Below are 21,105 nucleotides of genomic sequence, written 5' to 3'. Positions count from 1 at the left end.
TAAAAGGACAGCATAGGGTATTTTATATATAATGCATCACCTTATACTATACAAGGGTGATGCATTATTAATTAATCACAAAATTGAGAAAAAGTTAAATGAGGTTTTTCAACCCATAATTAATGTAACTTCATATTATCAACCAATATCTGTGAATTTTCAGTGATTTGTGTTACTGCTGCAGATACTTCTTCTAATGAGCCAGCTTGAGTTGTGGCTATTTCGCCTAATTCATTTATAGTATCTATTATTACTTTCATATTATTGTTCATTTCAACAAGTGCCGAAGAGATCTTTTTGGAAGATTCACTACTATTTGATGCCAATTTTCTCATTTCTCCTGCTACTACGGAGAAACCTTTTCCGTATTCTCCAGCTCTTGAAGACTCTATTGCAGCATTGAGTCCAAGAAGGTTAGATTGTTTTGAGATGCTTTCAATTAAGGTAATAGCCTCATTGCTTTCAGTTATTAGTTTTTTTGTTACTTCAGTATTTTCTATAATATAATTTAATTTTTCAGATAATTTAACAGCATCGCTAGTAATTTCTGATATACTTGAGCTTGTTTCTTGAAGAGAACTCTTTAATTCTGAAGAGGAATTTTTAATTTTTATGAGGTCTTCTATATCTGTTGATAAAATTAATACTCCGACAACTTGGCTATCTTTATTAATTGCAGGAATTATGGTAACTTTAGCATCTATACCATGTTCATTTTTATTAAATACAGCTCTAAATGTTTCTTTTTTATTAAAAATGGTATCACTGGCACCAACATTTTTTATGAGATTCATATTAGTCTTGTCTCCGACTTTTACAGTAGATTTTTTATTTTTACTGTCTAGAGCATATATACATTTTTCTTTATCCCAAATTGTGATAACTGTATTTCCTTCAAGTGCTTCACTTATGACTGGCGCAGTATTAATCAATGATTGAAAAATTTTCTCCATTTACAATTCCTTCTCTCATAATTTTGTGAAATATTTTATTAACAATATATCATAAATTAGGTTCATTTTCTACTTTTAATAAAGAGTATATGTTTCTATTTACTGTGGATTAAGTTATACTCTTGATTATGCAGAAAATATGAATTTATAAGAAATATAACTATCAAATATGACATGCAGTTGTCATGCTATTTTTGATATATTATAAAAGAAAAATGAAATCTAGGAAGGTGCTAAAATGGAATTAATAAGGATTACGGAAGAAAATATAGAGAGAGAACATATTTGCTGTGCAATTTCAGGCAATAAAGATTGCCAGGTTGTTTCAAAAAAAGAATGGCTGAAGAAACGTTTTAAAGAAGGTCTGGTATTTTTAAAAGGAAATGTAAGGGGAAAGTGTTTTATAGAATATGTGCCAGCAGAAAATGCATGGTGTCCTATTGAGGCAAAGGGCTATATGTTTATTGACTGCCTGTGGGTATCAGGGCGATTTAAAGGAAAGGGATATTCAAATGAACTTTTGAATGCCTGTATTTCTGATAGTAGGGAAAAAGGAAAATTAGGGTTAGTCATATTGTCTGCTAAAAAGAAAATTCCATATATTTCAGATCCTAAGTATTTAAAATATAAGAAATTTCAATTGGCTGATACTTCAGAGCCTTTCTATGAATTATTCTATTTGCCATTTAGTGAAAATGCACCTAAACCATGTTTTATGAAGCATATAAAAGTACCTTCAATTAAAGAACAAGGTTTTGTTTTGTATTATTCAAATCAGTGTCCATTTACTGCAAAGTATGTGCCTATCATTGAAAAGGTTGCTTCCGAGAAAAAAATTGCCTTTAAATCAATCCGATTTGAATCAACTAAAGAAGCAAGAATGTCTCCAGCACCATTTACTACATATAGTTTGTTTTATAATGGCAAATTTGTTACAAATGAAATCTTATCTGATAAGACATTTGAGAAAATGATACCTAAGGCTATTGATTAAATATCAATGAATTTTACTTAGTGGGAGTGTTACAGTAGGTAGCCATCAGATAAGAGTACCCTGTAAGATTATACACGATATCATTTCTGTGTCTATCCTGCAGGATACGTTTTTATTTTAAATATTAAATAAATTAATTAACCTATGCATGTCCATATGTTAACAATTTTTAATTTTCTTTATTAGTTCCTGGGCAACTTTCTGTCCTGAAATTAACATACCTCCAAAAATTGGTCCCATTCTTTGACCACCAAAAGTTGCATTGGCAGCCATACCAGATACATAAAGGCCAGGGTAAACTTCACGAGTATTTTCAACAACTTGTTCTTCTCCTCGATTTGCCCACATTGGCTTTTCACCTTCCAAAGTTCCATTAGGAGTGTTTAAAACATTTCCCATTCTGGTTACTAATTTATTCACAACTGATGCATCATGTCCGGTAGCATCAAGAACATACTTTGATTCTATCATTATAGGATCAATAGGCATTCTTGTTTTTTCAACAGCGGCCCAATTAATAACTAGACCTGAAATACATTTATCCTTAACGATTACATCTTCTACTGTAATCAAATTTAATATTCTGGCTCCGGCTTGTGCTGCATTGAAAGTAAGTCCAGAAACACATTCAATGGAATCAGCTGTATAGTAATTTTCTTCATATTTTTTGTATCCAATGTTAGATTCATCAAGGATGCTTTTAGCACTTTCTTGAATAACGATCTGATTCATCATCATACCGCCGCCCCACATGCCGCCGCCAATACTCAAGCTGCGCTCTAAAAGGGTTGTTTTAATTCCAGCTTTAGCAAGATAGCTTGCAGCTACTAAACCTGAAGGCCCTCCTCCAACAATAATTACATCTGAATGTAAAACATCCTCTAGTTTATTTTTGTAAGTATCAATAATGGCCTTTGAAATTTTTGTGTCTTCTAAGTACATTTTTCTTTACTCCTTTACTATATAAATTTATAAATTAAAAAGCACACCCGTAGAAACAGGTGTGCTAAATATTTTAAACCTTCCCTACGCGGACATTACTCCGATCAAGTTATAAGAGTCAGGTACTTACTAGTCCTTTCTCAGCCCAAAACATGAGCTCCCCATTAAAATATAGTTACTATTTTGTTTTTATTACTTTTAGTATCATTAATAATATTTAAGCATTACTAACAATTCCTATAATACCACTTATATGTAACTTTGTTAATATAAATTTTTACTGTTAAAAATAAATAGTCTATGTTTAAGCTATTACTATTTATTTAAATCTAATTTTTAAAATAACTATACATTATATTTATTTTGTTTAATACGAGGAGGGACTCTAATGAGCTTTTTGAAAAATGCAAGAGTAAAAGTAAGATTACTTATTTCCTATTTAATTGTGGCTGTATTGATTTTAATTGTAGGAATAGTGGGAACAATATCTTTAAAGAAGGTTTCAAGTAATTCCCAGAATATGTACAATCAAAACATGCAGATTGTTTATAAGTTATCCGATATGAATAGGAATTTATCTGATATAAGATCAGATACTTTAAAGATGGTTTATCAAAAGAGTGATATAAAAAGGCAAGATGCTGAAAAAGATATAAATGCCAAAGAGAGCAATAATGCCGAATATGTTAAAACTCTTGATACATTTGAAATGGACGCTTCAGAAAAGAGTACTTGGGAAACATTTAAAAGTCAATTGAAAAGTTATAAGGATGAAGTTGAAAATATCGATAATTTTTCATCAAAAAAAGACTACGAATCCGCGGAAAATGAACTGCTAAGTAAAGCTACGCCTACGAGAGAAAACATGTCTAAAAGTTTAAATGATTTAATAAGCTTAAACCTCAATTATGCAAAAAACAATAATCAAAACAATACAAAATTATATAATATGTCAAGTGTAATAATGGCTATATTGATAATTTTTGGATTTGCTCTTGCAATATTGATAGGGCTACTTACATCAAATGACATAAACAAGGTACTTCATGACTTACTTAATTTTGCACATAAACTAGAGAAATATGATTTATCATATAAATCTTCAATTACTAGAAAAGACGAATTTGGAGAAACTGCAGCTGCGCTTACAAATGCTAGAGACAATATAAAAAAGCTCATTCACAATATAATGGAAAATTCTCAGGATATGAGTGCGGCCAGCGAAGAATTATCTGCTGTTGTTGAGGAGCTTTATTCTAAAACTGAAAACATGCAAAATGCTGTTAACAATATTGCATCTGGAGTACAAGAAACAAGTGCATCTACTGAAGAAATTACAGCATCTATCCAGGAGGTTAATTCTAGTATAAGTGAGCTTTCACAAAAATCTTTAGATGGAAGTAATAGTGCAAACCAGTCAAAAGAACATGCTTTAACTGTACAGGAAAGTGGTAAAAGGGCAATCCAACAAACAACAAAAGTCTATAATGAAAAAAGAGAAAAAACGTTGAAGGCAATTGAAGATGGTAAAGTAGTAGAAAACATAAAAATTATGGCTGATACGATATCGAGCATAGCACAGCAGACCAATTTACTTGCATTAAACGCAGCAATAGAAGCAGCAAGAGCTGGAGAAAAAGGAAAGGGATTTGCTGTAGTTGCGGATGAGGTAAGAAATCTTGCGGAGCAGTCTTCAGAAGCAACAACTGGTATTCAGGACACTATTTCAAAGGTCCAAGAGGCATTTGAAAACATGTCATTGAACAGCAATGATATATTGGATTTTGTACATATAGATGTGGGTAAAGGATTTGAAGCTTTTGGAAGTATGGGAAATCAATATTATAGTGAGGCTGAATTTGTAAGTAAAACGTCGGAAGAAATTGCGGCTATGTCAGAAGAACTTACTGCAACCATGAATCAGGTGAGTGAAGCAGCACAGAATATGGCAGAAGTAGCTCAGAAATCTTCAGAAGATGCATTTGTGATAAAAGAAAGTATAAATGAAACAACACAGGGAATTGAGCAGGCAGCTAAAACCGCACAAATCCAGTCAGGCAGTGCTCAAAAACTTAATGAACTTGTACAAAAGTTTAAATTATAACCATAAATTTTTTTAGCAATGGTGTATAATAATATCTAAAGTTTTAGGGAGGCTGATAATATGCAAACTGTAACATTAGGAAAAACTGGACTAGTTGTAAGCAAAAATGGATTTGGGTCACTTCCAATACAGCGTATTTCAAAGAAAGATGCCGTATATTTATTGCAGAAGGCATTTTATAATGGTATCAATTATTTTGATACTGCAAGAGCGTATTCGGACAGTGAGGAAAAGCTTGGAGCTGCCTTTTCTTACATAAGAGATAAGATTACTATAAGTACAAAAACAGCAGCACAAAATGCGGATGATTTTTGGAAGGATTTAGAGCAGAGCCTTAAAAATCTTAAGACAAATTATATTGATATCTATCAGTTTCATAATCCTGCATTTTGTCCAAAACCTGGCGATGAATCGGGACTTTATGATGCAATGCTTGAGGCAAAGAAACAGGGAAAAATTCGTTTTATTGGAATTACAAATCACAGATTGGCAGTAGCAAAAGAGGCAATAGAATCAAATTTATATGATACGCTGCAGTTCCCATTTTGTTACCTTGCAAGCGATGCAGATATAGAAATTGTGAAAGCATGCAAGAAAAATAATATGGGTTTTATTGCAATGAAAGCTTTATCAGGAGGACTTATTACAAACTCTGCCATGGCATATGCATATCTTGCACAGTTTGAACATGTTGCTCCAATCTGGGGTATACAGCGTGAGAGTGAACTGGATGAATTCTTGTCCTATAATGATAATCCACCAGTTTTGACAGAAGATATGAAAAAACAGATTGAACATGACAGAAAGGAATTATCCGGTGACTTCTGTCGTGGATGCGGGTATTGTATGCCCTGCTCTGCTGGAATTCAAATTAATGATTGTGCAAGGATGAGTCTTCTTCTCCGCCGTGCACCGCAGAATGTATACTTATCAGAAGAATGGCAGGAGAAGATGAAAAAAATAGAGGACTGTATTCACTGTAACAAGTGTATGAGTAGATGTCCATATGGCTTAAATACTCCAGAACTTTTAAAAAAGAATTATGATGATTACAAGACATTTTTATAATACATTTGAAAGAAAATAGCAAGTCAAAGATGCGACGGATATTTTTTATCTGATGATTAGAACTTTGTTTATCAGACAAAGAGGCAGGTTCCTTAGATAGTGAATCCTATCTAAGGAACCTGCCTCTTTAAAACTTACAAATCCATTGAATTTGTAAGTTTTGTCAGTAACTTTTGTACCATACTTATAGCAAAGTTTATTATTAATCGGTATTTCTTCTGCCATAAAATCCTTTCAATTTTGCTTTGTTAGTATACATAGCTTTATCAGCTCTGTAAAATGTAGAATATATACTTTCACTTGCGTCTTTGCTATAAAAAGCATGTCCATAAGCAAGGACAATCTTTATTTGTCTCTTTTGATTTATTTTGACTAATAAGTCATCCAAAGAAGATAAAGTACTATCTACTAATTCTTTTGAAGCTTCCTTACAAATAACACAAAATTCATCACCACCAATCCTATATGGTGTACCAATGCCCATAAAACTTTCCTCTATAACTTTTGCTGCATGAAAGATCATTTCATCCCCAGCTTTATGTCCATGTTTATCATTAGTAACTTTTAAGTTGTTTAAATCAAACATAACAATTGTTGCATTATTATCTCCATTTACATACTGTCCCATTTCTTTTTCAAATGATGCACGATTTTTAATTTTAGTTTGAACATCATATCTAAATTGTAACTCAAGTAAAAAAATATAATATAGCAGCAAAGATATAGATGTACAACTCCAAATTAGTATTATATTTTTAAATAAAAGCTGCAATATGATTCCTAGTACGGGTATAAAAAAAATAGAAATTATAATTTTTTTATCTTCTATTTCATATTCAATACTATTTTTGATTACAATAATTAAAACCAACACATAATAAAACATACTAATTATAGTGGGTAGTAAAAATAATTTTCCTCGTGCATATTGATTTTGAGCATTGACGAAAAAGATAAAGCCTGTTTTGTAGCTTAAAATGCAAATAAAAGTATTAAAATATAAAGGTATTGTTAAAAAGAAATTATGTAAAATGTTTTTCGTATTATCGTTATTAAAAAATAAGAAAAGAATAAAAGGAATTACAGGACTCAACGAAAATCCTAAGATGTTAGCTATGCGATAAGGTATCACAAGGTTACTATTGCTTGAAGATCCCATTAAAATAGTCGATATTTCTAAAATTAGTAAAATAATTGTAGTCACCGATGCAGATATGTAAATCATATTTTTTTTATTATTTATAACAACATTTCTTTTAGCCAAATTTATTGTAAAACAAAGTGCAATAATTGCAAGAATATCTGTACTGATTAATGTTATCATATTAGTCATATCACCACCTTGAATCTAATTTAGGTTTATTAAAATGATACCATAATATCTATATATTTTCATAGCCTTACAGATTATTTTCTCTTTCATGTTTAACTATATCTTGAGCAATTTTATGAGCGCTTTTTGCTATTTCATCTGTATTCATGGTAATAAGCTTTCCATCTATTGAAACTATATTTCCGTTAACAATGGTCATTTTGGTATAACTTGAGTTTCCAAGGCATACTAATGAAACAAGTGGATCATGGCATCCTGCATATTCAATTCCGCTAAGATCAAATAATATTATATCTGCAGCTTTTTCGGTATCTAGTCTTCCAGTATCAGTTCTTCCAAGCACATCTGATCCACCTCTTGTTGCAATCTTTAATATTTCATAAGCATTAAGTCCTTTTGTTCCATACTTTAAATGGTTTAGAAGGTAGGCACGTCTAACTTCCTCCCACATATTAGAACCATCATTACTAGCACTTCCGTCTACCCCTATACTTATTTTCCCACCTTTTTGAACAATTTCAGAAGTCCTGCAGATTCCACTGCTGAGCTTCATGTTGGATGAAGGACAGTGTGCAATACCTGTTCCATTTAATCTATCTATTTCTGCATCGCTAAGATATATACCATGTGCATACCAAACATCAGAGCCAACCCATTCAAGTTCCTCCATAAGTTCAAAAGGTCTTCTTCCGTATTTTTCAATGCAGAATTTCTCTTCATCCAGCGTTTCTGCAAGGTGAGTATGCATCATAACTCCTCTTTTTCTAGCTAACTTCTTCGTTTCAAGCATTAACTCTTTCGTAACTGAGAATGGTGAGCAGGGCGCTAGTGCAATTCTTGTCATTGCAAAATCATTTACATCATGATACTTGCTTATAAGTCTATCACTATCCTCTAATATTTTATCTTCTTCTTGAACAACTGTCATTGGAGGAAGTCCTCCTTGATCTCTGCCTAAAGACATAGAACCTCTTGTGGCAGTAAAACGAATTCCTATTTCTTTTGCTGCTCTGATTTCGTCATCTATTAAAGTTTGAGGCTGATTGTTTGGAAACACATAGTGATGATCTGAAGTTAAGGTGCATCCAGTTCTTAATAGTTCACTAAAACCAACTAAAGCACCATAATATACTGCATCGGGAGTTATGTTTTTCCAAAATTCGTACAATCCAATAAGCCATGGGAAAAGCGGTTTTTCTTGAACTTCTTTTATTCCTCTAAATAAGGTTTGATATAAATGATGATGGGTATTTACAAATCCAGGCAAAGCTACAAGATTGGTACAGTCTATTATGTCTGTCTTATCAGATACACTAAGGTTCTTACCTATTGAAGTGATTTTTGGACCTTCTACTAATATGTCTACATTTTCAAGTATTTCATCTTTGTCATTAAATGTTACTACAGTTCCAATATTCTTTAAAAGTAATGCTTTCATAATAAAATCCCCCTTAAAAAACAAAAAAACCACTTTGAATGAGTATATTCAAAGTGGTTAACTCGACACTGATTTGTATAAATGAAAAGCTGTTTTTCTTCTAATATTATATTACCAATTTTATGAATACTTGTATAGCTTTTTATCATTTAAATTCTATTTTTGGATTTGCTTTTCATGATTAATAAAGCAATTGTTGGTAGTAGTGTAAATAAACCGCATGCAAAATATCCAAAGCCTGCACCTGCCTGCTGCATAACAGCACCTGCAAATGAATTTCCAATAGGAGCAGAACCTGAAGTAATTAAAGAATATACGCTCATAACTCGTCCCCTATACTCATTTGTTATATTAAGTTGCAATATAGAATTTGACATATTTAAAAATGTTAAATAGAAAAATCCTATAAATACTATAAAAATAGCAACTATATAATATTGCCTAAAAAAGTATGTAAATATTTGAGCTATTGATATTAATATTGCATCTCCAATTTGTATGGTTTTGCTAAGTCCGCGCTTACTTCTTAGTACCATAAAAATTGCACCGCTTAATGCTCCTACACCAAATGCTGATAAAAGAAAGCTGTACTCTTTTGCACCCATTTTTAGTATTTCACTTGTGAATACCGGTATTATAACCTCGGAATTTGCTGAAAATACACATACTATAATCATAAGTAGAACTGTAAATTTTAAAATATCATTGTCTGCTATGTATTTAATACCATCTTTAATTTCTTTTATTACATTCTGATTATTTCTCTTTAATTTATTTTCTTTAACTTTTATTCTACATATTCCATAAATAACAGGTATAAAACTTATTCCATTAATAAAGAAACAGGTAGTAGTACCGAGCTTCACCATCAAGATACCTGCAATAGAGGGTCCAACAATCTTTGCCAAATTAATAACTGTAGAATTTAAAGAGATTGCATTCATTAAATCCTCTTTTCCTACGAGTTCAACGTAAAATGATTGTCTTACGGGTAAATCAATAGTTTGGGCAAATCCAAAAATCACTGCAAGTACAGCAATGTGCCAATATTTAACCACATGTATCCATACCAGATAAGCTAGTACAAGTGATTGTACCATAAAAATAAACTGAGTTAATATAAGCAGCTTTTTCTTAGAAAATCTATCTATAAAAACTCCAATAAACAGTGAAAATAAAAATACAGGTCCAAATTGAAAAACTCCTAATAATCCTAAAAGAAACGCTGACTTTGTAATACTATATACAAGCCATGCTTGTGCTGTTCTTTGTATCCATGTGCCCATTAATGAAATGCACTGCCCTGTCCAAAAATATCTAAAATTTCTATGCTTAAGAGCAGAAAATGTACTGTTTAATTTTGATATTAGTTGCATGTTATATTACCTCTTATATTGCATCAAATTTTTCAGTAAAAACTAAATATACGAAAGTCTCTGTATACTTTTTATTAATACTCTTAGTCTATTATAAATTCAATAATGTTATTTGAATAATACTATTAATGTTATATAATTGATAGGATAATGCTATAATGACTTAATTTAATGAACTAAAATTCATATAAAGAGAGGGTTTTGTTACTATGGATTTTCATCAATTAGAATATGTAATAGCTATAGCAGAAGAAAAGAGTTTCTCTAAAGCTGCAAAAAAACTTTATATATCACAACCATCTTTAAGTGAGTATATTATGAGATTGGAAAAACAATTAGAAGTAAAACTATTTGATAGATCTACAAGCCCTCTTACTTTAACTTTTGCAGGAGAAAAATACATTGAAACAGCTAAAAATATTCTTAATTCAAAAAAACGTTTAATGAAGGAACTTTATGATATATCAGATTCAAAAAAAGGGCGTATTACAATTGGTATTCCAGTCCCTACAGAAAGGTATATTTTACCTTTGGTTCTACCCCAATTTTATAAAAAATTTCCGAATGTAGAAATTGTTATTGAAGGACATTCTGCAAGACAGTTAGAAGAACTACTAATAGTAGGAAAAATTGATATTGCCATTATGCATTTACCAACACAAGATAGTCGTATAGTATATGAACCTATATCAATTGAAAGGGTATTTCTAATAGCTCCTCCTGGATATAATACAGAGATTGAAAAAAGGCAAAAGTTAGACTTCACCTGCTTAAAAAATGAAAAATTCATCCTAATAAAGCCAGGGCATAGAATGAGATTTATTGCAGATGAATTGTTTAAACGTGCACAATTTGAACCTAATATTCTTATTGAAGTTAGAAATATTGATACCGCATATAATCTTGCAAATTCAGGTATGGGATTTACCTTAGTTCCAGAAAGTGTAATAAGTTTTTTTAACACAAACAATTACAAAAACTACTTTTTAATAGATGACATAAACTTCATACTTGCTGTGGCTTATAGAAAAGGAGAGTATATAACAAAGGTGTGTCATGAGTTCATTAAAATTACAAAAGAAGCTTTAGTTTCAAAGCAAGGGTCGGTATTTTCACCCCTGGAGTAGTAGTTATATTTCTGTAAGGTGATTCCAATATCTTTTAGGCATGCAGCGGCTGCGCAGCCTTAAATTTTTGCGTTCCTCTATATTGACGGATTTATAAAAAGTTTTCCAAAGAGCTTCAAATTTGCCATCTGCTGAGTTTAAAATTTTAGCATCTTCCTTTTTAAATTCAGTTATGATAGCGGCCTTTTTGTTGTATATAATTGCCAGTTCTCTTTTTAAATCATGAATTATAAAATTCTGATCGGAAAATCTTTTTGTAAAATGATTGAGTATTAATGGTAAAATATTGTGATCAGGTTCTATGGAAGCATAAAAACTTAAGGGTGCTATTTCTTTAAATCTTACAAATCCATTGAAGTTATGAGCTTCAGCGGTAACTTTTCTAGTATACTTATCAACTAAAATTATAATATCATTGTTTTTGGCTAAATTAATATTTGTACCATATTTATAGCAAAGTTTAAGATACTTTAAAGCAATAGAACTGGAATCTGAAATTCCACAAAGATATAAGTAATAAATATTTGTTAAAACTTTTCTGTTAAGTTTTTTAATGATGCTCTTATAAACTCTATCAAATTTATCGTACTCAGTTGAAATATTTAAAGTTTCATTAAGAAATGAAGGTATATAGTCTCTGGATTTTGTTATGATACAAGCTTCTTTGCAGCTGTAGGCATAAAAAATAGCTGTAAGTAAACCTTCAAAAGTATCATCATATATATATTCTTTCAAGAAATAACCTCCTATAATTCACCGGTAATTGAGGTGGACTTATCATTTAACAAAAGCAGTTTATTATTCGATGAAAATTTAGGGATAGTTAAATTATCCATATTATCAAAGAAACTTAATTGTTTTCCCTTATCTATTGAATTTAAATCAACCTTAGGAGAAAGAGCCTTTTTAATTCGCATATCATCAAATTTTACAGCTCCATAATATCTGCCTTTGCAAGTAATAAAATATTGTGCTCTTTTTATGACTATGCCCAGTTTTTTTAGATCAAAAAAGTCCAATAAACCAATTCTGCGGGCACTTATTATCTTATGTGCACCGCGTATCCCAATTCCAGGAACCCTTATAAGAATGTTATAGGGAGCCTTATTTATTTCAACAGGAAATAGATGAATATTGTTTAAGGCATAGGTTGTTTTAGGATCAAAGTTGATATCAAAGTTAGGATTTTTTTCATTTAATAATTCTTTTGCTTTAAATCCATAAACCCTCAGCAGCCAATCACCTTGATATAGTCTGTGCTCTCTTAAAGTAGGTGGAGTTTTAATATCTGGAAGATTTGGGCTGCTATTAACAGGAACATATGCGGAGTAGTAAATTCTTTTTAGATCAAATTTGTTATATAAATTTTCTGTTAAATTCAGTATATTTAAATCATTTTCTTTTGTAGCTCCGACAATAAGCTGGGTGCTTTGTCCTCCAGGCACGAATATAGGTGAATTTTTATATTTTCTACGGTCATACTTATTTACAATAATATTATTTTTGATGTCACCCATAGGTTTAAAAATATCGTGTTTATTTTTTTGAGGTGCTAATAATTTAAGTGATTTTGCTGATGGCAGTTCTATATTTACACTCATTCTATCTACAAGGGAGCCTGCCTTTTTTATAAGTTCTTTGTCGGCTCCGGGAATTGCTTTCAAATGAATGTAACCTCTGAAGTTATATTCATTTCTTAGTTTATAAGCAACAGTTGTAAGCAGTTCCATTGTAAAGTCGGCATTTTTCACAATTGATGAACTTAAAAATAAGCCTTCTATATAATTACGCCTGTAAAAATTCATGGTTAGATCTACAATTTCATCGCAGGTAAAAAAAGCTCTTTCAATATCATTGGATTTTCTATTGATACAATAAGAACAATCATATATGCAGCAATTTGTTAAAAGTATCTTGAGCAGGGATACACATCTTCCATCTGGAGTAAAGCTGTGGCATATACCACTTACATCGGCTGAACCAAGACTGCCTTTTTTTGAATGTCTATTTGAGCCGGAAGATGAACAAGATACATCATATTTGGCTGCAGAAGATAAAATCCTTAACTTTTCACCTATTTCCATACTTCATCACCAATCTTTGCATTTCTATGAATTAATTATAACTCACTTTTCACAAAAGAACAAGTGTTCGCAATCTGAAGTTAGGCTAGAAAAATGTATATATGATGGATTTGTAATATATAGATATAATAGAAACATTGCGAAGCAAAGCTTCGCAAGTTAAGAATTAATAATGAAAAATATTGTTTGACAATTTTTTTAGAATGTATCTTTTAACATAAGGTTATAGAAAATAACATGTTAAAATTATTTTAGAACACGTCCTGTAATTGGTTTCATAGAAAGAATACCTTTTGTCATTATAGCAGGTTTTGTTTCTATGATAGGCAAGCTTGCAAGTGAGTTTATGATATGAGCCTGATGTTTATTTTGTTCGGAAGTAAGCTTTGTCCATTGGATGCTGCCTTTACCTATCCAAGCACTTTTAATTTTTGCAGATGCAGGATAAAGTGCTGCCTGAATCAAATCTGCTCCAGGAGCCCCAATCTTGGGAATATAACGTAAAGCTAATCCATTAAGATTGGCATGGTTGGCTCTTACTTCCTTAAGCCATTGTCCCTGTATAGGCTGCGGATTGATCATTTCCATACGTAAAAATGTGTTTCCTTCAAAACTGGCATTAGTAAAATATTTTTCCCTGAATATATGAAAATCTTCTATATCAGCATAAATTTTAGGCATACCACTTTCTTCTCTTCCTCCAGTGATTGGAGCAGTTTTATTTTCCCAAATAACCAAATTAAATTCTCCAACTAATTTATCACGCATACCGTTAAAGTATACAGGAACGGTAACTCTGATGATGTTATAAGCTCCTCCAGCTAGAAAATCAATCTGTCGGTATTGGCCAAAACAAATATGAAGCTCTGGCTTTAATAGTATAAATCCTTTTGGCAGATAGTCTGCTAATCGATTTCCATCTGTAATTTGAGTGAAGTTAATTTCTACAGAATCATTTACACGACCTTCAGCATTAGGATTGAATTCAGCACCACCAAAGAATGGCGGCATACTGTAAGTTTTATTTGGCTCAAATGTAAACATAACACCCTCCTTTATTATTGTAGAAATTTTTACCACACAGCATTAAAGTGAGCAGTATAGATTTTTTTAGGATCTTCAGTTTCTACTACATTAGGTATATTGACTCCTGAGAGTTTTCCATATCCCATTGGTACATATAGTGTAAAGTTTAGAGGTGCTGCGCCAGCAGAAACGGACTCAATATATTTATTGATTGACTTAGGGTCACTTATCATTTCATCAATGCTCTTGGTATAAGCGCCATCATTTAGAACTTTATCAGCATATTGGAAGGCAGTACCATATAGAGAATTTAGTGTGACATCCTTTGATGATTGACTTCCATATATAGTTGATGTTGTCTGCATATATAATACTGTCTGCCAGCTAGGCCACATACCGTTTCCATATGACATTCCAGGAACAAAGAGATCTTTCTTTACCGCCTTTGATTGTGACATTGCAAATGCCATTGCTGCACCTTGTATAAGAATTTTTTCCTTTGTAAAATCATGACCAAGATGGTTGTAATTCTTATTTGAGTTTTTAGCATACATGGTGATTTCAATAAAAGATCCTTTCAGTGATCCGTATGCTGCTTTTAGTTTAATATCACTAGCATAAGATAATATTTGAAATTGTGCTGTTTCATAGCCTCGTGCCTTTTCATCAAAATCTATTATTCCATCATGATTTTCATCAAAGTACTTCATGAAATCTTTATATAGAGAGGAACCTGTAAGTTTATCGCATGCTTTTGCATAACTCAATATGGTGAGCTGTAAATTATGAAGAATGGTACTAGGGTTATAATATAGTGTATGTGTCATCAGTTCAAAGAATTTTCCCATACTTATCCTAACAAGGTGACCCTTTAGGGAAGCTAATGGTGTTTTGGTTAAGAGGTCCCGACCCATTACGTGATAATTTTGTTGTCCAATACCCCTTTCTTCAGCATAATGATATAAGTTATATCTGAATAAAGGAGAATCGAAGCCTATTATACTAGATATATTTCTTCCATTAATTTTTGCGGCAGGTACGTGATGAACAAATTCCGTAGGCCAGTTGTTTTTCTCCTTAAGTTTCAGTGCTTGGCACATTGGAAGGGTTTTGAAACAGTATCTAGCACAGAAGAGATCTAGAGCCACACAATCCAAAGATGCCCAGACATAGCCTTCTGGAACTCTAACAGAAGCCCCATCATAATTGTTATGGCTAATATTTATTATATTTATAGCATCAACTATATGGAGCATAAACACATTCTGGTTCTGTACTGCTCTTATAACATCAGCTTGAGTTCCTGACATTCCTGCTGTTTTTGCAGCAATGTATTTACCATTTTTGTCTCTAATAGGTAAATTGGTATTACTATCTATACTTAAAACCCATGGTGAATGGGGCAATTTTGCCTTTAAGATAGGATTTGCTGTGTTAGGACATGCATATTTCCATGTTGTATCATTTTTATCCTTTCCTATAGCACATTGTGAAGGATATAGACCGATGCCAATGTTTTTGATTGCATTTGTTATAAGGTCTTGAGCATGCATTTTTGTTTTAGGAACGTTTATTAGTACGCAGCCAGGATAATTCCTTAAGTCATCATTATTTTGAGGATCTCCGCCTACAATTACTTTGTGAAGAGTGATTTCCTTAAAGTTTACACCGCCAGGAACTGTCACAGTTCTTCCTTTAGTTATATCATCTTGAATTTTGTTTAAGTCATAGACCATTAATCTGTTTCCAGCTTTGCCTGGTGGGAGGAACCTTCCAGAAATACTGTCTTCATAGCCGTTCATAGGGTTATCTTTATGAGAAGCAGGATGATGTTCTTTTAAGTATTTACGAGCAAAGAAAAACCCCCAGCCGCCATAGAAATCTGAGCTTCGTCCTTCCATAACTGCTTCCGTTGTAATATTCTTTTTTGCTATTTTACTATAACTATAAGACATAGCAAAAGTAAAGGATGCAGCTTCACCAATTGCCATTTGAAAATAGCTTATGTTAAGTTTGTCGTGAAACCACCTCATCAAAGCTGCCATTAAAGGCCATTCAGTGCAAATAGCAGCGCCTGGTCCTTCACCATGTGTTTCTGCATCTATGACAAAAGGGGCTACTAAGTTTGGCTTGAATAATAATTTTTTTCCTAAACTTATCTGATATTTTATCTTACTTTTAAAGTCAGTTTCTTCATCCAGCGGTGCTAAAGCATAATTGAGATTGGAATATATATAATCAATTTTATCTGTTATTTTTATCCATGCAGATATATCATTGTTGTTAATAAATTTTTGAAGTAATTCAGGTATTTTTGCATAGGCTTTAGAAGCATCCATTCTAACACCAGAGATTGGTGCTCCCGTAGAATCAACATAGTTCCAATTTGTAATTGGCATTTTAGAATAAAAAGTAGGCATACTGCCCTCCTTTAAATATATTGATTTGAGAACTAACTATTATACATTCTGAATAATATGAGTGTCACCATATTAGAAAAGTATTAGCCTTTCCCAATTTTTGCTATACAATTATATTATATTCAACTCTATGGTATATGTGATTGAAAGAAGCGGCTATGTAACTATAGGGGATAGGGAAATTACCCCATTCATATATACAACAGGATATTTAGAATCAAGTGTATTGTAGTCAGGTGAAAGGTATAAAAATGTTTTATCTTGGGTATATTACGTCTGTAAATAAAGGGAGGTATTATTTATGCATATTCCAGACAACTATTTGAGTCCATCAACATGTGTTATCATGGGGACTGTTATGCTGCCCATATGGGGAAGAGCGGTAAAAAAAGTAAAAAAAGAAGTAAGTAAGAGGAAGATACCTTTAATGGGGATAGCAGCAGCATTTTCCTTCCTAATTATGATGTTTAATATACCATTACCAGGAGGTACAACTGGCCATGCCGTGGGAGGTACGTTAGTAGCAATTCTTTTAGGACCGGAAGCTGCATGTATTTCAGTTTCAACTGCTCTTTTAATACAAGCACTATTATTTGGTGACGGAGGTATTTTATCCTTCGGTGCAAATTGTTTCAACATAGCATTTGTTTTGCCTTTTACCGGATACTATATATATGTATTTCTTAATAAAAGATTAAAAAGTGAAAAAAAAGGTTACATATTTGCCTTTATAAGTTCTTATATTGGAATCAATATTGCAGCTTTTTGTACAGCAATTGAATTTGGTGTTCAACCTTTACTGTTCAAAGATGCTGCGGGTATGCCATTGTATAGTCCCTATCCTTTATCAATATCTATTCCAGCAATGATAATTCCTCATATTCTAGTAGCAGGAGTATTGGAAGGAATAATTACTGCAGGAGTTTATGCTTATGTTAAAAAGGTTTCACCGGATGTTATTTATGAAAGTTCTGCTAGAAAAACAAAACCTATTTATGGCTTAATAATTGCACTTATTGTATTTACACCTCTTGGACTTTTAGCTAAAGGAACTGCATGGGGTGAATGGGGAGTAGATGAAATAAAGAATGTTGTAGGTTTTGTTCCAAAAGCAATGAAAGAAGGATTTAATTTTAATGTGATAATGCCAGGCTATTCAGTTAACGGGATTCCTGAAAATATAGGATATATTTTATCTGCAATAGCAGGAGTCGCACTATTGATAATTTTGTTTAAACTCATAAGCTTAAACAAAAAGTCATCAAAAAACAGCTAAAATACGGGTACAGCCGACATAGGTGTAAAAACTGGCTACGTGGTGGAATTAATGCCCACCATACCATAATGAACCAGATAAGCTTCCTACTTTTCCAAAGGTTCCAAATAGGTAAAGGCTATATAAAGTTGCAAGCCCACCTAAGGAATAGCCAATTAGTACAGTGTTTTCAGGTTGAGTTTTTGTCCTATAATGTGCGTCTATGAAGGGCTAATTAAAAAAATTCAGTACCACCCGTTGAACAGATGATACTGACTTTATTGATGTATAAATTAGTAAAGATTTTTGAAAGCTTCAGGAACATTTTTATAACCATTTGATTTTACATATCCGATGATTAATCCGATGATTAACCATGTAATACCAATGATATAAGTAAGCTTCTCAAAGCCTGTAAATACAAATATCAGGATTGCGATACCGCACCAAGGGCAAACTAAATATTTAATAAAAGCACCGAAACCTCTATTTTTCTCTTTTATGAAGAAGAACAGGAATACAGCAAAGTTTAACATAACAAAAGAGGACAATGCTCCGAAGTTAACCAATCTTACTAATTGAGATACTGATAAGATTATTGGAACTATAAAAGAAAAAATACCAATAATGATAGCACCTACATATGGAGTCTTAAATTTTGGATGTATTTTAGAGAATATCTTAGGAATAAGACCATCTCGTGACATACTAAAAAGCATACGAGCAGTTGCAGTCTGTGCAGCCATTGTATTTGCAATACCTACTGCTAAAATATTTACTACAAGAAGTGCAATCTTAAAGGCTTGACCTCCAGCAAGTGCAGCTGCATCAAAAAAGCCTGTACTTTTGTCAGTAGCTTGCCAATTTGGCAAAATTAAAGCAGCCACATAAGTTTGTAGAATAAATACTACACCTATTGCGATCAATGATATTAGAATTCCTTTTCCAACTGTTTTTTTGGGATTTATAGTTTCCTCTGCCAGAGTGCTGATTCCATCAAAACCTAGGAAAGATAAACAGGCAATAGAAGTAGCAGATGCAATAAATCCAGGATTAATCTTACCAGGTTGATAGAATGGATTAATAGAAAGTCCTCCTGTTCCACCACCATTGAAAACAAACTTCAGTCCAAGTATTATAAAAAATAATAAGGTACCAATTTCTATAATAAACATTATCCAGTCAGCTTTTGCAGTAGATTCAATTCCTCTAACATTGATAGTAGTATTAATTACTACAAAAATAGCAATCCATGCGAAAAAAGGAATTGAAGGAACTAATTCAACACACCAAGCTGCTACTAGGGAATAGAGTAGAGATGGTATAAAAATATAGTCTAATAGAATCAGCCATCCAGCAACAAAACCCACATGGGGATTAATTCCTCTTTGGACATAGGCATATACTGATCCTGCAACTGGAAAACGTGAACTCATCTGCATATAGCAAAATGCGGTAAAAGCGATAGCAATAATTCCTATTAAATATACAAGAGGTGTCATACCACCACTAGCAACTTGAATTTCTCCAAAAATGGACATTGGAGCTATAATAACCATAAATAACATACCATAAATAACAAGATCTTTTAGTCTAAGTGTACGGTGCAATTCCTGTTTGTATCCGAATTGTTCAACACCAGTATCAGTACTCTTTTGTTGATCACTCATGAAAAATTCCTCCTTTTAATCAATAAAATTGTATCTATGAGATTTTTCTTTTGCATTCATAATTATTTTTATCTAATCAATGGATTCATGTCAGGGAGCTTTGGAATTGATATTCTTAAAATTAGTTCTACATGACATGGTTTGCAAGCTTGATTAATTTCCACATTTCCCTGTACAGAAAGATATAAATATACATCGGTCTTGTCCCAACCATATGCATTTACCATAAGACGCTGCATTTCCTTTGATGCATATTTTACAGCCTTTTCATAATCATGATCACTTGCATTTACATACCAATGATTCTGTGTTTCCGTTACAGGCCAGTTTAATTCAAAATTTTTAATGATGGAAGTTTTTACAAGAATTTCGCCTTCCACTTCTATGCCTGTTCCGCAGAGTTCAGCATCACCCATTACTGCATGTATATCGCCCATTTGAAGTAATGCCCCAGGTGTTCTTACAGGAAAGTATACTCTAGATCCTTTCTTAATTAATTTACTGTCCATATTGCCACCGTGGTTTCCAGGAAATCCATTGCCTACAGCTTCACCTGAAGGAGCAGTTCCAATTACACCAATCATTGGATCAATGTGAAATTTAACATTGTTAAATTCAGCAACATTGTTATCAATTTTCACAACCTTTGTACGGTCTTCCATATCATCACATAAAGGTCCGCAGCCGCGGGAGGTGCAAATTACACCTTGATTTGCCACTTTAATATCTAAAATGTCTACAACTAATACGTCACCTACTTCAGCACCATTAATATATACAGGCCCAGCAGCTGGATTTGCAATGGAATAATCCATATAAAGTACTAGATCTTTTTCTGCTTTAATTTGATTTGAGAAGCAATCCATACTTTTGAATAATAATAATTCTCCAGGGTCTGCATTTGCAAGTGGTAAGTTTTTCTTTGAAAATTCATAAATTGGTTTGTCAATAATTTTCATTTTATACATCCTTTCATAATAAAAATTTAAAAAATTTAAGATAAAATAAGTTGAATTTTAAATTTATAGCTAATAAATAAAAAGGAGCTTAAACATATTTCTTGAATGTTTAAGCTCCTGTGCTTTCAAAAACTAATATTCAACTTTATATAGTAATGATAATAAAGCAAATGCGCCTTTGCATTTACTATTAAATTGATATTATTCTATCATATTAATTTATCGATGTAAATGGGATATTTTTATTAAATTGATATTTTATAATGCTTTTTTGTAATAAATAGTATTACAAACTATTATATATCATAAGAAAAATTAAAAATCTAAAAGTTTTAATTTAAATTTTTAGAATATTA

Annotated in this window: 17 protein-coding genes and 1 riboswitch; of the genes, 5 read left to right on the top strand and 12 right to left on the bottom strand. The window is 32.1% G+C overall.

What is annotated here, in order from left to right:
• Positions 1–119 precede the first annotated feature (119 nt).
• Positions 120–953 (bottom strand): methyl-accepting chemotaxis protein, encoded by an 834-nt coding sequence (locus tag CLRAG_RS07885; protein ID WP_065077917.1) that lies wholly within the window; start codon positions 951–953, stop codon positions 120–122.
• Positions 954–1,191: 238 nt separating this feature from the next.
• Here CLRAG_RS07885 and CLRAG_RS07880 point away from each other — a divergent pair, with 238 nt between their 5' ends.
• A complete protein-coding gene (locus tag CLRAG_RS07880) occupies positions 1,192–1,947 on the top strand; it encodes a YoaP domain-containing protein (protein ID WP_065077916.1) in 756 nt (251 codons plus the stop codon).
• A 159-nt stretch (positions 1,948–2,106) separates the two neighbouring features.
• Here CLRAG_RS07880 and CLRAG_RS07875 read toward each other — a convergent pair whose 3' ends face one another.
• A complete protein-coding gene (locus CLRAG_RS07875) occupies positions 2,107–2,889 on the bottom strand; it encodes a sulfide-dependent adenosine diphosphate thiazole synthase (protein WP_065077915.1) in 783 nt (260 codons plus the stop codon).
• Between the two features lie 64 nt (positions 2,890–2,953).
• Positions 2,954–3,063, bottom strand: a riboswitch (TPP riboswitch).
• 214 nt (positions 3,064–3,277) lie between these two features.
• On the opposite strand from CLRAG_RS07875, the gene CLRAG_RS07870 reads away from it, so the two are divergent.
• Both CLRAG_RS07870 and CLRAG_RS07865 read left to right on the top strand, forming a co-directional pair.
• Positions 3,278–4,993 (top strand): methyl-accepting chemotaxis protein, encoded by a 1,716-nt coding sequence (locus CLRAG_RS07870; protein ID WP_065077914.1) that lies wholly within the window; start codon positions 3,278–3,280, stop codon positions 4,991–4,993.
• A gap of 60 nt (positions 4,994–5,053) precedes the next feature.
• Entirely contained in the window at positions 5,054–6,061 is a 1,008-nt protein-coding gene (locus tag CLRAG_RS07865) for an aldo/keto reductase (protein WP_065077913.1), read from the top strand.
• A 202-nt stretch (positions 6,062–6,263) separates the two neighbouring features.
• On the opposite strand, the gene CLRAG_RS07860 is transcribed toward CLRAG_RS07865, so the two are convergent.
• From CLRAG_RS07860 to CLRAG_RS07850, 3 genes are all read right to left on the bottom strand, one after another.
• The gene (locus CLRAG_RS07860; RefSeq protein ID WP_065077912.1) at positions 6,264–7,394 is read right to left on the bottom strand and encodes a GGDEF domain-containing protein; all 1,131 of its coding nucleotides are present in this window, start codon (positions 7,392–7,394) and stop codon (positions 6,264–6,266) included.
• 67 nt (positions 7,395–7,461) lie between these two features.
• Positions 7,462–8,832 carry an 8-oxoguanine deaminase gene (locus tag CLRAG_RS07855; protein ID WP_065077911.1) on the bottom strand — a complete coding sequence of 457 codons (1,371 nt, stop codon included), beginning with the start codon at positions 8,830–8,832 and terminating at the stop codon, positions 7,462–7,464.
• Positions 8,833–8,981: 149 nt separating this feature from the next.
• The gene (locus tag CLRAG_RS07850; protein WP_065077910.1) at positions 8,982–10,208 is read right to left on the bottom strand and encodes an MFS transporter; all 1,227 of its coding nucleotides are present in this window, start codon (positions 10,206–10,208) and stop codon (positions 8,982–8,984) included.
• A 209-nt stretch (positions 10,209–10,417) separates the two neighbouring features.
• On the opposite strand from CLRAG_RS07850, the gene CLRAG_RS07845 reads away from it, so the two are divergent.
• Positions 10,418–11,335 (top strand): LysR family transcriptional regulator, encoded by a 918-nt coding sequence (locus CLRAG_RS07845; RefSeq protein ID WP_065077909.1) that lies wholly within the window; start codon positions 10,418–10,420, stop codon positions 11,333–11,335.
• 3 nt (positions 11,336–11,338) lie between these two features.
• Here CLRAG_RS07845 and CLRAG_RS07840 read toward each other — a convergent pair whose 3' ends face one another.
• From CLRAG_RS07840 to CLRAG_RS07825, 4 genes are all read right to left on the bottom strand, one after another.
• A complete protein-coding gene (locus CLRAG_RS07840) occupies positions 11,339–12,070 on the bottom strand; it encodes a TIGR03915 family putative DNA repair protein (protein ID WP_065077908.1) in 732 nt (243 codons plus the stop codon).
• An 11-nt stretch (positions 12,071–12,081) separates the two neighbouring features.
• Positions 12,082–13,419 (bottom strand): putative DNA modification/repair radical SAM protein, encoded by a 1,338-nt coding sequence (locus CLRAG_RS07835; RefSeq protein WP_065077907.1) that lies wholly within the window; start codon positions 13,417–13,419, stop codon positions 12,082–12,084.
• A 246-nt stretch (positions 13,420–13,665) separates the two neighbouring features.
• Positions 13,666–14,463 carry an acetoacetate decarboxylase family protein gene (locus CLRAG_RS07830; protein ID WP_065077906.1) on the bottom strand — a complete coding sequence of 266 codons (798 nt, stop codon included), beginning with the start codon at positions 14,461–14,463 and terminating at the stop codon, positions 13,666–13,668.
• Between the two features lie 29 nt (positions 14,464–14,492).
• Positions 14,493–16,865: a DUF362 domain-containing protein gene (locus tag CLRAG_RS07825; protein ID WP_083985604.1), complete on the bottom strand. Its 2,373-nt coding sequence runs from the start codon at positions 16,863–16,865 to the stop codon at positions 14,493–14,495.
• A 301-nt stretch (positions 16,866–17,166) separates the two neighbouring features.
• Between CLRAG_RS07825 and cbiM the strand changes: the two genes are divergently transcribed.
• On the top strand, positions 17,167–18,141 hold the full coding sequence (gene cbiM / locus CLRAG_RS07820; protein ID WP_065077905.1) for a cobalt transporter CbiM: 975 nt from the start codon (positions 17,167–17,169) through the stop codon (positions 18,139–18,141).
• A gap of 48 nt (positions 18,142–18,189) precedes the next feature.
• Here cbiM and CLRAG_RS21060 read toward each other — a convergent pair whose 3' ends face one another.
• From CLRAG_RS21060 to CLRAG_RS07810, 3 genes are all read right to left on the bottom strand, one after another.
• The gene (locus tag CLRAG_RS21060; protein WP_275507574.1) at positions 18,190–18,345 is read right to left on the bottom strand and encodes an alpha/beta hydrolase-fold protein; all 156 of its coding nucleotides are present in this window, start codon (positions 18,343–18,345) and stop codon (positions 18,190–18,192) included.
• Between the two features lie 68 nt (positions 18,346–18,413).
• The gene (locus CLRAG_RS07815) at positions 18,414–19,790 is read right to left on the bottom strand and encodes an APC family permease (RefSeq protein ID WP_065077904.1); all 1,377 of its coding nucleotides are present in this window, start codon (positions 19,788–19,790) and stop codon (positions 18,414–18,416) included.
• A 68-nt stretch (positions 19,791–19,858) separates the two neighbouring features.
• Positions 19,859–20,749, bottom strand: coding sequence for an acetamidase/formamidase family protein (locus CLRAG_RS07810; RefSeq protein WP_065077903.1), 891 nt, complete (start codon positions 20,747–20,749; stop codon positions 19,859–19,861).
• Positions 20,750–21,105: the final 356 nt, after the last annotated feature.

The sequence above is a fragment of the Clostridium ragsdalei P11 genome (genome assembly GCF_001675165.1).
Lineage (GTDB): Bacteria > Bacillota > Clostridia > Clostridiales > Clostridiaceae > Clostridium_B > Clostridium_B ragsdalei.
This window is presented reverse-complemented; position numbering and strand designations above follow the sequence as displayed.

Excerpts from the sequence above, each read along its gene's own strand:
- CLRAG_RS07885 (WP_065077917.1), bottom strand. The coding sequence starts at position 953 with ATGGAGAAAATTTTTCAATCATTGATTAATACTGCGCCAGTCATAAGT.
- CLRAG_RS07880 (WP_065077916.1), top strand. The coding sequence starts at position 1,192 with ATGGAATTAATAAGGATTACGGAAGAAAATATAGAGAGAGAACATATT.
- CLRAG_RS07875 (WP_065077915.1), bottom strand. The coding sequence starts at position 2,889 with ATGTACTTAGAAGACACAAAAATTTCAAAGGCCATTATTGATACTTAC.
- CLRAG_RS07870 (WP_065077914.1), top strand. The coding sequence starts at position 3,278 with ATGAGCTTTTTGAAAAATGCAAGAGTAAAAGTAAGATTACTTATTTCC.
- CLRAG_RS07865 (WP_065077913.1), top strand. The coding sequence starts at position 5,054 with ATGCAAACTGTAACATTAGGAAAAACTGGACTAGTTGTAAGCAAAAAT.
- CLRAG_RS07860 (WP_065077912.1), bottom strand. The coding sequence starts at position 7,394 with ATGACTAATATGATAACATTAATCAGTACAGATATTCTTGCAATTATT.
- CLRAG_RS07855 (WP_065077911.1), bottom strand. The coding sequence starts at position 8,832 with ATGAAAGCATTACTTTTAAAGAATATTGGAACTGTAGTAACATTTAAT.
- CLRAG_RS07850 (WP_065077910.1), bottom strand. The coding sequence starts at position 10,208 with ATGCAACTAATATCAAAATTAAACAGTACATTTTCTGCTCTTAAGCAT.
- CLRAG_RS07845 (WP_065077909.1), top strand. The coding sequence starts at position 10,418 with ATGGATTTTCATCAATTAGAATATGTAATAGCTATAGCAGAAGAAAAG.
- CLRAG_RS07835 (WP_065077907.1), bottom strand. The coding sequence starts at position 13,419 with ATGGAAATAGGTGAAAAGTTAAGGATTTTATCTTCTGCAGCCAAATAT.
- CLRAG_RS07830 (WP_065077906.1), bottom strand. The coding sequence starts at position 14,463 with ATGTTTACATTTGAGCCAAATAAAACTTACAGTATGCCGCCATTCTTT.
- CLRAG_RS07825 (WP_083985604.1), bottom strand. The coding sequence starts at position 16,865 with ATGCCTACTTTTTATTCTAAAATGCCAATTACAAATTGGAACTATGTT.
- cbiM (WP_065077905.1), top strand. The coding sequence starts at position 17,167 with ATGCATATTCCAGACAACTATTTGAGTCCATCAACATGTGTTATCATG.
- CLRAG_RS07815 (WP_065077904.1), bottom strand. The coding sequence starts at position 19,790 with ATGAGTGATCAACAAAAGAGTACTGATACTGGTGTTGAACAATTCGGA.
- CLRAG_RS07810 (WP_065077903.1), bottom strand. The coding sequence starts at position 20,749 with ATGAAAATTATTGACAAACCAATTTATGAATTTTCAAAGAAAAACTTA.